9 protein-coding genes are annotated in these 14,376 nt (G+C 35.9%); 2 read left to right on the top strand and 7 right to left on the bottom strand.

Going from position 1 to position 14,376, the window contains the following annotated elements; translation table 11 throughout:
* Positions 1–25: 25 nt before the first annotated feature.
* Positions 26–3,364 (bottom strand): transcription-repair coupling factor, encoded by a 3,339-nt coding sequence (mfd, locus tag ABJF08_RS11065; RefSeq protein WP_348116291.1) that lies wholly within the window; start codon positions 3,362–3,364, stop codon positions 26–28.
* Positions 3,365–3,459: 95 nt separating this feature from the next.
* Here mfd and ABJF08_RS11060 point away from each other — a divergent pair, with 95 nt between their 5' ends.
* The gene (locus ABJF08_RS11060; protein ID WP_348116289.1) at positions 3,460–4,797 is read left to right on the top strand and encodes an NAD(P)/FAD-dependent oxidoreductase; all 1,338 of its coding nucleotides are present in this window, start codon (positions 3,460–3,462) and stop codon (positions 4,795–4,797) included.
* A 3-nt stretch (positions 4,798–4,800) separates the two neighbouring features.
* Here ABJF08_RS11060 and ABJF08_RS11055 read toward each other — a convergent pair whose 3' ends face one another.
* The 6 genes from ABJF08_RS11055 to gdhA all read right to left on the bottom strand — a co-directional run bounded on the left by ABJF08_RS11055 (position 4,801) and on the right by gdhA (position 13,356).
* Positions 4,801–5,646: a hypothetical protein gene (locus tag ABJF08_RS11055; protein ID WP_348116288.1), complete on the bottom strand. Its 846-nt coding sequence runs from the start codon at positions 5,644–5,646 to the stop codon at positions 4,801–4,803.
* 75 nt (positions 5,647–5,721) lie between these two features.
* Positions 5,722–6,357: a ligase-associated DNA damage response endonuclease PdeM gene (gene pdeM, locus ABJF08_RS11050; protein WP_348116316.1), complete on the bottom strand. Its 636-nt coding sequence runs from the start codon at positions 6,355–6,357 to the stop codon at positions 5,722–5,724.
* Positions 6,358–6,454: 97 nt separating this feature from the next.
* Entirely contained in the window at positions 6,455–8,857 is a 2,403-nt protein-coding gene (locus tag ABJF08_RS11045; protein WP_348116287.1) for a TonB-dependent receptor, read from the bottom strand.
* Positions 8,854–9,576, bottom strand: a complete 723-nt coding sequence (recO, locus tag ABJF08_RS11040) for a DNA repair protein RecO (RefSeq protein WP_348116286.1) — start codon at positions 9,574–9,576, stop codon at positions 8,854–8,856. Before recO ends, ABJF08_RS11045 begins: the two co-directional genes overlap by 4 nt.
* Complete coding sequence (locus ABJF08_RS11035; RefSeq protein WP_348116285.1) at positions 9,577–11,859, bottom strand: T9SS type A sorting domain-containing protein; 2,283 nt, start codon at positions 11,857–11,859, stop codon at positions 9,577–9,579.
* A gap of 153 nt (positions 11,860–12,012) precedes the next feature.
* On the bottom strand, positions 12,013–13,356 hold the full coding sequence (gene gdhA / locus ABJF08_RS11030; protein WP_348116284.1) for an NADP-specific glutamate dehydrogenase: 1,344 nt from the start codon (positions 13,354–13,356) through the stop codon (positions 12,013–12,015).
* Between the two features lie 232 nt (positions 13,357–13,588).
* On the opposite strand from gdhA, the gene ABJF08_RS11025 reads away from it, so the two are divergent.
* A complete protein-coding gene (locus tag ABJF08_RS11025; RefSeq protein WP_348116283.1) occupies positions 13,589–14,362 on the top strand; it encodes a glutamate dehydrogenase in 774 nt (257 codons plus the stop codon).
* Positions 14,363–14,376 lie beyond the last annotated feature (14 nt).

The following is a 14,376-nucleotide window of genomic DNA, read 5'->3' as shown; positions in this document are numbered from 1 at the left end:
AAAAAAATCACCAGATTTCTATCATTTACGCAGAAACAGCAGTAGGCATGATAGCATTTAATATATCATATACCTTATCTACCGTTTTCACGTTCTCAACGGTTAGTAACAATCTCAATCCTGCACGAGTTTGTTTTTCTTTCATTCTTAAAATCTTAGGATTGTTTTGCACCGCTTTAAGTACACGACCGAAATCTTCTGTCTGATAGAAACCGCTTTGCTGGTCTGACACAAAGTAACCTATAAACTTACCTTGTTTCATCACGATCTTCTCGAGTCCTAATCGAGTAGCTATCCATTTAATCCTAACACTCGTCAATAAGTTTTCTGCCTCTTCAGGAAGTTCTCCAAAACGATCTATAAGCTCCTTTTTATAAACCTCTAGACCTTTTTCACCTTCTACATCGTTAAGCTTTGCATAAAGCGCTAGACGCTCTGTAATCGAGTTGATATAATCATCTGGATACAATAACTCAAAATCAGAATCTATAGTTACCTCGGTAACATGTTTCTTCTCTTTATCGTTAGTCTCATAAAGATCGGCAAATTCATTTTCTTTTAACTCAGTAATAGCTTCACTAAGAATTTTTTGATACGTATCAAATCCTATTTCATTTATAAATCCACTTTGCTCTCCACCCAGAATATCTCCTGAACCACGTATTTCTAGATCTTTCATAGCGATATTAAAACCACTACCTAAGTCAGAAAACATTTCCAATGCTTGTATACGTTTTCTAGCATCTTCTGTCATTACATCATACGGTGGTGTGATGAAGTAACAAAATGCTTTTTTATTACTACGCCCTACACGTCCACGCATCTGGTGTAAATCTGATAGACCAAAGTTGTTGGCACTATTGATAAAAATAGTATTTGCATTAGGTACATCTAGACCGCTTTCAATAATTGTGGTAGAAACGAGCACATCAAACTCACCATTTATAAAAGCAAGCATGAGTTCTTCTAGCTTTTTACCGTCCATCTGTCCGTGACCGATACCTACTTTTGCCTCAGGAACCGATCGCTGTATCATTCCTGCTACTTCTTTAATATTTTCAATACGGTTGTGTACAAAGAACACTTGTCCACCACGAGATATCTCATAACTCACCGCATCGCGTATAGTCTCCTCACTAAAACGTACTACTTTAGTCTCTACTGGGTGTCTGTTAGGTGGTGGCGTTTTAATCACACTTAAATCACGAGCTGCCATTAACGAGAACTGTAATGTTCTAGGTATAGGCGTAGCCGTTAATGTAAGTGTATCTATATTTTCTTTAAGTGTTTTAAGCTTATCCTTAACTGCCACACCAAATTTTTGCTCTTCGTCAATAATTAATAATCCTAGATCTTTAAATTGAATGGATTTACTAACCAGTTGATGCGTCCCTATAACTATATCTATAGAACCGTTTTCTAGTCCTTCTAGAACACCTTTGCGCTCTTTTGCGGTTCTAAACCTATTAAGATAATCTACCTTAACAGGTAAATCTGCTAGACGTTCTTTAAAAGTCTTGGCATGTTGAAAGGCAAGAATAGTGGTAGGAACAAGAACTGCTACCTGTTTACCATTAACTGCCGCTTTGAACGCTGCTCTAATAGCAACCTCTGTTTTTCCAAAACCTACATCTCCACAGACTAAACGATCCATAGGTCGATCGCTTTCCATATCTCTTTTTACGTCCTCTGTAGCGCTACTTTGATCTGGAGTGTCCTCATAGATAAAACTTGCCTCTAGCTCATTTTGTAAATAACCATCTGGCGCATACTGGAATCCTTTTTGCGCACGACGTTTTGCGTAAAGTTTAATTAAGTCAAATGCAATTTGCTTGACCTTCGTTTTAGTTTTTGCCTTTAATTTTTTCCATGCTGGACTACCTAATTTATAAACTTTAGGCGCTTTTCCATCTTTACTACTGTAACGTGTTATTTTGTGCAAAGAGTGAATGGATACATAAAGAATATCACGTTCTCCATAAATCAATTTAATAGCCTCTTGCTTTTTACCGTTGACATCTATTTTCTGTAACCCACCAAATTTACCGATACCATGGTCGATATGAGTTACATAATCGCCTATCACGAGTGTATTTAATTCTTTTAAAGTAATTGCCTGCTTCTTTGCATAACCATTCTTTAAATTGAATTTATGGTATCTTTCAAATATTTGATGATCTGTGTAACAAACAGCTTTTAAATCATGACTTATAAAACCACGATATAAAGACATCACTGCCGTTTCATACTGCACATCAGCATTCATGTCATCAAATATGTCGTGAAAACGTTTTGCTTGTTGCTCACTACTACAGAATAAATAATTCTTATAGCCTTTTTCTTCATTCTCTTTTAAATTCTCAATAAGTAAATCAAATTGCTTATTAAAAGAAGGTTGTGGAGAGGTTTTATAAACCACTACACCTTGTGCTGTGGTAAATTCAAAATGATTAAAAGACTTCAGTTGTGTTTTAATCAACTGGCTATCACTAAATATTTCTTTAGGTTTTAACTGTCTTATTTCACCTTGCAATTCGTTGTATGCTTGTTCCGCTTTCGCGAAAAGCGAATCAACACGACCATATAATAAATCCATATTCATCGAGAATATAGCCGTATTATTAGAAATGTATTTTAAAAAGCTCTCTCGAGTTTCTTCTGACTGTTTATTCTCCACATTAGGAATAATGGAGATTTTTTTAGTTTGATCCTTTGATAACTGTGTCTCTACATCAAAGACTCTTATAGAATCGATCTCATTTCCAAAAAACTCTATTCTATAAGGTTCGTCATTTGAGAAAGAAAAAACATCCAGAATACCACCACGCAAGGAGAATTCCCCTGGCTCGGTAACAAAATCCACACGTTTAAATTTATATTCAAAAAGGACCTCATTTGCAAACTCTATGGAAATCTGATCTCCTACCGATATTTTAAGTGTATTTTTCTCTAACTCTTTACGAGTGACTACTTTTTCAAAAAGCGCATCTGGATAGGTAACTATCATTGCTGGCTTCTTGCGCGAGTTGATGCGATTAAGAACCTCTGCACGTAATAACACGTTTGCGTTATCGGTTTCTTCTATTTGATAAGGACGTCTATAACTACCTGGATAGAAAAGGACTTTATCCTCTCCTATCATTTTTTCTAGATCGTTTAAATAAAAAGCAGCTTCTTCTTTATCGTTACAAATAAGTAAGAATGGCTTATCTGCATCGTGAAATGCAGTTTTTAAAGCGATGGATATAGAACTTCCGTTAAGACCACTTATGGTGGTAGAACCTTGAGACTGGGCAACAATTTCCTTTAAGCTTTGCGTTTGCGCTGCTTTTGAAAATTGATTAAGAATAGTAGTAAAACTCATAATATAATCACAAAGATACGTCCTGAAGAAAGCATATCAAGAATATTGAGAATTCTTTAATACAACCACATGAATCGCCCTCTTATCTTTAAGATATGAAAGAATTTGATGTTTTTGTTTTTGGTACCGGTACGGCAGGTAAATTAGTAGCTAACACATGTAAAGAAGCTGGAATGAGCGTTGCTATAATAGATAATCGAGAATATGGTGGCACTTGCTCACAGCGAGGTTGTGATCCTAAGAAGCTTATTCTAGCATCTGTAGAAGCATTTAATTTTGCACAAGACATGGCCGGTGATGGTATCGACGGTACCATTAACTTCAACTGGAATGATGCGATGAATTACGCTCGTAGATATACCAAGGACATACCAGATAAAACAGAACAAGAACTCAAAAATAAAGGGATTACTTGTTTACATGGAGAAGCTCGTTTTATAGATCCTAAAATTGTTATTCTAGATGGAGAAAAAATAAAAGCATCACATTTTGTTATTGCCACAGGAATGATTCCTTTAGAATTAAGCATCCCTGGAGAAGAATTCATGCTTACATCAGGAGATTTTTTCAACTTGAAAGAAGTTCCTGAAAAAGTAGTATTTGTAGGAGCCGGATATATAGGAATGGAGTTTGGACAAATTCTCGCTAGAGCTGGATCTAAGGTTACTATGATTCAAAAAGGAGAACAAATATTAGCTCCATTTGAAGAATTTACTGCCCGACATGTTGAAGAAACATCAGAACAATTAGGCATTAAAATCATTAAAAATGCCCAAGCATCCAGTGTTGAGCAAAAAGAAGGGAGATATATCGTTAACTATTCCATGGAAGACGGTATGCACCAAATCACTACAGACTGTGTTTTCAATACCGCAGGAAGAGTCCCAGCAATACAATCTCTAAATCTAGAAAAAGCACATATAGTAAGTGATAAAAATGGCCTGGTAGTTAATGAATATTTACAAAGCACTACCCAACCTCATATTTATGCTTGTGGAGACGTATCTAGTAAAAACCTACCCTTAACGCCATTAAGTAGTATAGAAGCAAACGTAGTAGCAAAAAATCTTATCGGTGAAAAAGTAAGAATAGACACACCAGCTATACCTAGCACCGTATTCACCATACCACAATGCGCAGGTATAGGACTTACAGAATTACAAGCTCAAAAAAAAGGTAAAGATTATGACGTGATACAAGAAGATGGTAGCGAGTGGTTTAATAATAGACGTATCAATGCCACAGCATATGCCTATAAAATAATTTTAGATAAAAAAAACGGGCTCATCATAGGTGCTCACATCGTAGGGCCAGAAGCTAGTGAACAAATCAATATGATCGCTATTGCTATGAAGGCACAAATGACCTTTGAAGAGTTAAGAAAAACTATTTTTAATTATCCTAGTTGGGGAAATGACTTTAAAGGAATGTAACTTTTATCGAGAGACATTCCACTCCTTCATTTTCTTTGCAGGATTAGTCTCAGCATTTTTCCTCGCATGAAAACTTATCGCTAGAACTAACAGTATAGCACAACCCAAAGAAAGGTAAGCTATTTGATTACTTGCTAGTTTACTTAATCCATCTATGGGAGTTTTAAATCTCACGAATATCGCAACTAGTGCCCATACCCCTACTAGAGCAAATTCACGCATATTGCGATAAATAAGCATACCTAGATTTACCATAAAAGCAATAAAAATCATGAGCAGTGTGACATACACTTGTGTGGTTATTGTTATATCATAAGTACCATTTAACCATGCAGCAATATTTGCGATAGTAGCAACACTTATCCATCCAGAATACAAACACAGCGGCCACCAAACAAAGGCGATTACTGGAAATGGCGCATCCCAGATTTCCATATCTAACTGTCGTACACACATTAATAAACAGAAAAGAATCCCTAACATCATCACTACAGATGCTGCAATATGCTCATCTAACCATAAAGCCACCCATAGTGTACAAAAAACATTTGCCGCTAGAAACCACGGACTCGTTGTTTTAACGAAGTCAGCTTTATAATCTTTATTTACCGCGAGATGCTTTTTAGAAAACGATACATAAACACCATAGACACCAAAGACAACCAGCATTAAAAATATAATACCCCAAATAGAAAACGCATACGGTGCTGGAGTGAATAAATTATCATACTCTGCACTCAGGTCACCTACACTTTTACCGTTATAGTTACCAGTATTTGCATACCCATTCCAGGCTATTAGAATGATAATACTTATTAAATTTAATATGGAAGTTAATTTTCTAGACATCTTATAAAGATAGGATCTTGCGATTAGAATACCTTAGTAATTGTAGGAATTTAGAATTATTTTAAGCTTACAAAACTAATTGAGTTCCACTACCTCATCACCTGCAATGGCAAAAATTCTATTCCCTTTTTTAGGCTTTAAAGTGTAAGTGCCCGTAAAATCACCAAAAGCCGGTAAAATCATTCCATAATCTGTACAGAAAAAACAGGACAGTTTTAATTGCTGTCTACCTTTACCTTGTAATTTAATTGATGGATGGATGTGTCCAGCTATGTTATAACTACCTTCTATTTCTTTTGGGTGATGCGTTAAAAGCACCTTACCCATCTGTAAAGAGTCGTATGTCTTCATGCCCAATCTCTCAAAAGAATCGCGAGATATAACATCGTGGTTTCCCATTACCAAACCTATTTCTATGGTTTGAGAATTGATCCATTGTTCAAAGAAGTGCCATTCTGCATTTTTATAAGAATGGAATAAATCGCCGAGAAACCATAATCTAGATGGTTGAAACTCTTCTATAATCGCATTTAATTTATCGTATTCTTTATCGTCTGCCTGTGTCGGGACAGCCATACCATGCTTTCTAAAATGAGCGCTTTTTCCCAAATGCACATCGGCAAGAAGAATCACATCTTGTTCTACCCAATAACATGCGCCACTGCGGTGTAATTGATATGTTTGATCTTTGAGTTTAACTTCTAGTGCCAGCTTGCAGGGTGATTATTAATTATTAAAAGTAGTTAGTATATAGATAGTTGGTTGATAATTCCGCTTTCGCGAAAGCGAGATCAACACAAACAATTATCTAAAAAGCATACCTCAACGCTAGTATTAGATTGCGACCAGCAGCTGCAATTCCAGAAGAATACGTACGGTAACGTTGATCTGTTATATTTTCTAAAATCGCCGTTGCGGTAAGTCCATCATTAATTTTATAACTAGAACGTAAGTTTACGGTGTACCAGCTAGGTGAATAGGGGTTGCCATCACTGTCTAGTGCATACAAATAAGGGCGTGTTTGCTGGCTAGGAGCAAGATCATTAAAATCAAACTGACCGTTAAACACAACATAACCATCTAACTGTAATTTATCTTTTTCATATACCGTATGTATATCTCCGAAGCTAGGAGAAACGTGTCGTACAGCTACTTTAGAACCGTCTAATTCTTCTTGCTCTCCATCTAGCCAATTATAATGACCGTACATTTTCAAATTTTTATTGAACTCATATTGAGCGCCTATTTCTATACCGTAAACAGTAGCTTTTTCGGCATTTTGAATAGCCTGCACCTGACTTAACTCGCCTTGATAGGTAATCATATCCTGACCGTTAAGTTGAAAATCTCTAGCAACTAATGCATCTTTTAACAGCGTGTAGTAAGCCGAAACGTCAAAGGTGAACTTATCATTGATGCGTTTTTTAACAGCCAACTCTGTATTGTAAGAGTACTCTGACTCTAAATCTGGATTAGGAACAATAACCGTCCCAGGGCTAGGGTCAAATATTTTACCGATATCATCTACATTAGGTGCTCTAAATGCGGTACTGAAGTTTGCTCTAAGCTCCCATGTTTCATCTGGTAAATAGGTCGCTCCTAAAGCACCTGTTAATGCACCTGTACTAAGGCTCGCCTCTTCAAAAGGGAAATTAAAAAATCTATTATCAAATTGAGCGTCTAACCATATGTGATTATAACGCAGTCCTGACTGTATGGTGATTTGAGAATCTAGTCTCCACTGGTAATTTGCATAGGCAGCGAGTGATCTCCATGAAGAACCGTCTGGATATCTACTTGCAGCGTCCTGTAGTTCTTGAGTATCTATATTAAGAACGCTCCCTACAGACTCTACACGGTTATGTAAAAATTCTGCTCCATAAAAAAGAACATTATTCTCTCGATTGCGCCTTTCAAAATCTATAGATGTAGTAAAAACATCTACTTTTTCTTTATTCTGAAAAAATTCTACATCTTCAAAAGCGCGGTTATTGCGACTTTCTTCAAACTGTTGATATGCTTGTGAGAAGATCATTTTATCATACCACTTTCCATTACCTCTATGAATAGCTTTGGCATTTATCATTAACCATGTCTGTGGTCCATAGTACCATTCTGACTCACGTGGGTCACCGTTATCATTAAACCTACTCAAAGAATCATATCTAGGATAATCACCTGTAGCGGTATAAATAATACCTAGATCCAGCTCCCAGTTTTGCGTTGCTTGATATCTGAATTTTTGCAATAAATTAATCTGGTCGTATCCAGTAGGGATTTGTTCTTTAGGGTTTGGGTTATCAACTATAACATCTACTCCATCTATACGGTCTGCATACTGATTTCTAAGATAATCATCTGGCCCGTGAGAACCCATTTTAAGATCTCCAAAGGAATTGATACTTATACTCGTAGCAGAAGCAAATCTTTTTGTACCATAATTAAAGTCTAGATGTGCTGTGTTTTCATTATTTGCCGTCGCATATCTCATTAAAGCATTTCCTGAAAATGAAATAGAGTCCTGAGCAAACTTAGGTTTTAGTGTATAAAAATTCATAACACCACCTATCGCATCACTCCCATAAACAACACTACCTGGACCTAAAATCACCTCTGTACGATCTATACTTAATGGATCGATAGAAATCACATTTTGAAGGTTACCACCTCTAAAAATGGCATTATTCATACGCACGCCATCTACAGTTAACAATAATCTATTAGTAGAGAAGCCTCTTATTAACGGACTGCCACCACCTTGCTGAGATTTTTGAATATAGACCTGTCCGGACTGCTGTAACAAATCTGCACTGGTCTGTGGATTATTAGAAAGAATTTCTGCACTAGTTTGTGAAATGATCTTTTGAGGAATATCCTGTTTGCGCTGTTCAAATTTAGAAGCAGATATAACTATTGGGTTGATCTTTTCTGATCTAGGTACCATCTCTATAACAGTGCCTTGTGATAGAACATCTACTTTATTAATCACATAGGTTTGGAAAGCCATGCTTTGAAAATATATGCGATCTGTGTCGGAAAATTTTTCTAAAGATACTTTACCATCAAAATCTGTAATACCGCTTATGCTTTTATCTTTATTATAAACCGCAACAGAGAACAGCTTTTCTTTACTAATTGCATTAACTACAGTCACTGTTTGTGCTGTAGTATAAAAGCCTATAAAAAGACAAAGTATTGCGATGAATCTCACTGGTCGAATAGCTGTTTTAATATTGATAATGAATTAGGTTTTTTAAAGATTTGCAAATGTATCTGAAAATACTCAATGACCAAATTTAATAAGTCATTACGCTCTTCTCTATTCATTTTCACTTCATTAATTTGATCAAACTTCATGCCTAGAAAAGACTTTAACAAGTTACTTTCTATATCTGTTAAATGATGTGGTTGTAGTCCATTATCATCAAAGTTACCGTTAAGCATATTAAAGTATGGTAAATCTATAGTACTATCATCTGGTTGGAAACCTAAAAAGCCAGTCATGTCTAGTAATACCTTTATAGAAAAATTTGCCACTTGATCAGATTGATCTAGAAATTGAAAAGCTGTAGATAGATAGTCGAAGAGCTCTTCGTCTGGTTGTTGTTCTGTTAATAGTTGCGACAGTACTTCAGAAAAGAACATGGTAATACTGCTCTTAATGATGTTGGTATGAATATTTTGATAAGGAAATAAAACTCTTGCCTCTTTAATGTATTCTAAAGCACCTTTCCCTTTATGTTGCGTTTCTAATTCTAATTGTGTAAGTGGCTGAAAGAAAGAAATGCGTAATTTTCCTTTCCTAGACTTACGTATCCCTTTTAATATATAGGATTGTGTGCCCAATTCTTTAGTGTATAATCTTGTTATAAGATCTGACTCTCCATACTTAAGAGATGATAAAACAATTGCTTGTGTTTTTATAAGCATTTATCTTACTATCATAAGTTTAGAAACTGCAGTCTCTATATTATCGTTAGTAGAAATGAAAAGCAAATACACTCCAGACGCAACTTTGTTCCCAGAAAAACTTCTAGTATCCCACGGTATACTACCACCTTGAGAAACTGCTTCATAAACTAAGTTACCTTCTATATCTGTTATTTTAACTCTGGCTCTATCGGTTAATCCATCGATAGTAACATTACCATCAAATCCTGGACGCACTGGATTAGGAAACGCTCTAACACTTTCTAGATCATCTTCGGGCTTACTAGATCTTTCTCCTTGAAATGCTACAATACCATTATTTGTAGCAAAATATACTTTTCCAGTACCCTCATCTATAGCTATATCGTTAATAGCGTTAGAAGGCAAGGGCGAATTATCAGTTGTAAATTGGAATAAGGTTTCTCTTCCTGAAGGAGAAAACAAGAATGCTCCAGAGCTGGCTGTAGCTACCCATTTATTATTATTACCATCTACTTCTATATCTAGTACTGCCTCATCCTGTAACAACTCTCTCGCAATACCGTTAGTATCTTCTATGATTACAGATCTCGCATCGCTAGGCGTGTCAGTGAATATACTATTAGGGTTAAACAGAATACGTAAACCTAAATTAGAACCTATCCATAACTGTCCATTAAGGTCTAGTCTTAATGAGCCTATATAATTACTTACTAGATTAAAATCTTCATTATAATTTACAGCCATTGATGTTTCTGGATCAAAACCAACAAGGCCTATATCTACCGTACCATAAATAATTTTCCCATCATTTGTAATTACCATTTTAGTCATGCTTTGCGATACTTCAGGTATTTCATCACTTAAATCAAAGGCCGTCCACTGACCAGATGGAGATCTTCTATGTAAGGAATTATCTTCGAGACTTTGAGATACCCAAAGATTTCCTTGATTATCAAACTCACTATCTGGTAATCTTTGAAATCTTAAAGGACCATTATTAGTAGGGACCTCTGATAGGATTAAAGAGCTATTTGTATTATCAAACAAAGTGACCGCCGCCCCATCTACAAACTGTACCAAACCGTCATTCATAGAATTAAGAAAAAGCTCTGAAGGATTTGATGGGTTAACAGTTATACTACCTAAACTTCTAACATTAAGAATATCATCAAATGAAAAGTTTTCCCAACTTTGATCGGTTACCAGATGACTTATCCCGAGTTGCTCTAGTGGGAAAGGATTGTAAAATAAATCATAGTCACCGTAACCTACCCACAACTCATCTGGAGAAGTAGTAACTGTAAAAGCAGCATTACGAGATGGACCGTCTGCTACAATAAATTCAAAATCAGTCTGGTTTAAAAGGTCGACACGTATCATCCCAGCTTCTTCTGTACCGATAAACAAATCGTTTCCTACAGTTATCGCTTGAGTATAATTATAAGCAATACCATCTACCGTAGATATTCTCAAAATTTCTGTGAAACTTAAATCATATACAAGTACAGCACCTCTAGTAGCAACCGTAAAAAACTGATCTGAAGAATGAAAATCCAGCACGCTACCTGGAAACTGTAAAGAGGTTATTAAAAAATCTACCGGTCCTTCTTCATATAAAAACCTGTTAACGGCCGTAGCAAATAAACGGTTATTAAAGCTCTCTAATTCATCCCAAGAATTACCATTTATTTGTGTCCAATTTGCAAAATCGATTAAAAAAGGATTTACAATACTAGCGCGTCTAATACCACCATTTGTAGTACCTGCATATAGAAAATTATTAAATAGCTCGATAGTGTTTACCTCTAATTGCGCTCCATTATCTCCAATAAAATAGGTATCGTCAAATTCTAGTCGCTCTAGGTTATAAATCGCAATCCCAAAATCTGTGGCGATATAAATAAGATCTCCACTTTCTTTAAACTCATTAATTCTTTTGTCGTCTGGCGCAATAACCTGTTTATCTTGTATTGCCACAACGCTGGTCACATTACCTCTCGCATCCACTACCTGCAGCAGTCCATTTTCATATCCTATAATTAGGGTAGATTTTGCCTCACTATAATGAATTTGACTTATCTCATCGCCGCTCAACCCATTAACCGTGGTTAAGGTTGTAAAAGTTCTAGAACTAAGGTCGTAAATAAATACAGCGTTTTCACTAGCTGCATAAACAGCATCGTCAGACTCATCTATATCAATAATATTAGTAAAGGAAAAAAGACCTTCCCAAGAATCTGAAAAATCTTGAGCTGCGCAAAAATTGCTGACGAGTAATAATAAGAGTATTAGCTTTTTCATATATCTACAACGTACTCATCTTTATAATATGATGAATAATAACAAAAATAAACTTAATTAAGGGCATGAAAAAACCTCTGTAGATTTTACAGAGGTTCTTATAGATTATAATTCCGCTTTCGCGAAAGCGAAATTTATATAATTAAATAGGTCTTATACAATTCCTTGAGCTAGCATAGCGTCTGCAACCTTTACAAAACCTGCAATGTTTGCACCTTTTACATAGTCTACAAATCCATCTTCTTCAGTTCCATAAGTAACACAAGCTTCATGAATATCATTCATAATACCGTGTAATTTATTATCTACCTCTTCTGAAGTCCAGCTATAACGCATAGAGTTTTGTGACATTTCTAGACCAGATGTTGCTACACCACCAGCGTTAGACGCTTTTCCTGGAGCAAATAAGATCTTACTATCAACAAAGTGCTCTACTGCATCTGGTGTGCTAGGCATGTTTGCCCCTTCACTTACACAAATACAACCGTTAGAAACTAATGTTTTTGCTTCTTCACCATTTAACTCGTTTTGAGTTGCACATGGAAGAGCTATATCACATTTAACAGACCATGGACGCTCACCTGCATGATAAGTAGCGCTAGAATACTGCTCTACGTACTCAGAAATACGACCACGTTTATTATTTTTAAGATCCATTACAAATGCTAGTTTATCTGCATCGATACCATCAGCATCATGGATATATCCACCAGAATCTGACATAGTAACTACCTTACCACCTAGTTGTAAAATTTTTTCTGCAGCATATTGAGCCACGTTTCCAGATCCAGAAATAACCACTGTTTTTCCTTTGATCTCTTCACCACGTGTCTTTAACATGTTTTGTGCAAAGTATACGTTTCCATAACCTGTCGCTTCTGGACGGATTAAAGAACCACCGTAAGAACGTCCTTTACCAGTAAGAATACCTGTAAACTCGTTTCTTAATTTTTTATAGTATCCAAAAAGGTAACCTATCTCGCGTCCACCTACACCTATATCTCCTGCAGGCACATCTGTATCTGCACCGATAACACGCTGTAACTCTACCATAAACGACTGACAGAAACGCATTACTTCACGGTCTGACTTCCCTTTAGGGTCAAAATCAGCACCACCTTTTCCTCCACCCATAGGCAAAGTAGTAAGACTGTTTTTAAACACTTGTTCAAATGCCAAAAACTTAAGAATACTTAAATTAACAGAAGGGTGAAATCTTAATCCTCCTTTATAAGGACCGATAGCACTATTCATCTGAATACGGTACCCACGATTTACTTGCACCTCACCACTGTCATCAGTCCATGGCACACGGAACATAGTTACACGTTCTGGTTCTGCCATTCTTTCTAACAGCTTATCAGATTGGTATTGCTTATTCTTTTCGATGAATGGTATAACGGTTTCAGCAACCTCAGTTACTGCCTGTATGAATTCAGGCTCGTTAGAATTCTTCTTTTTTATCAAATCGATAAAATCTTGGATGTTTTTTTCCATTATCTTTAATTTGTTCCTTTAAGAAAACGTTTGCGTTAATTATGCAAATATAATATTATCGCTTAACGTAATTTTTTTTTTACCAATAATTTAAGTTAACTCACGTTGTTATTACCATATACATGCATAATAAAGATGTATTTCATCTATTCTATTAGTTTAAACACATTTAATAATGTCTGTATGAACTACATTTTGTTATATTTGTCGCTATCACAAAGTCCTTATATTAATGACGCATCCACAAAAATACATTACAACCATTATCATCCTTCTAGGAATGATATTTACCAGTAATGCGCAATTAGGTTTCTCTCACGAATTAGGTTTTATCACAGGACCAGTTGCTTTTCAAAGCGATTATGGTGAGCGATATGACTTTAACACTAACAAAGGTAATGTAGGTATAGGTGTTGGACTCATTCACTATATCAATTTTGCCTATCGTGCCGACTGTGATTGTTATACCGGAGACACGTATTGGAACGACCATTTTAAAATACGTAGTGAAATAGATTACCACGTAACTACACTTAATCATTTAGGTGATGAAGCAGACAAGAATTCTATAGGTGGACTTCAATTAAGATCTATGCAGGGAAAAGCAAAAGTCTTTGAGTTAGGTGCACAAATAGAATGGTATCCTTTAAGTATTAGAGATTTCCAAAGCGGTCAGCCTAAAGTGGCACCTTACGTAGGTTTTGGAGCTCATTATGTAAACTATAGACCAGAGGCGACTAGTGTCTTAGGTCCTTTAGGCAACCCTGTAACGACATTCCCTACATTTATAGACCGTATAGATACCTCACAAGGTAGTGCAATTGCACTAGTAGGTGATCTAGGCTTTAGATATAAAATAAGCGATTTAAGTGATATCCTAATATCTTCTAAATGGCATTATTATGTAGACAGTAATTATGTAGATGGACTAAGTCCTAATAATGTTAACAACAGAGCAAATGACTGGATATGGTGGTTTAACGTAGGTTACATCTTCTATCTATAGAAAACGTGCTCCGT

Origin of the sequence: Nonlabens sp. (assembly GCF_039941875.1) — a bacterium.
GTDB lineage: Bacteria > Bacteroidota > Bacteroidia > Flavobacteriales > Flavobacteriaceae > Nonlabens.
This window is presented reverse-complemented; position numbering and strand designations above follow the sequence as displayed.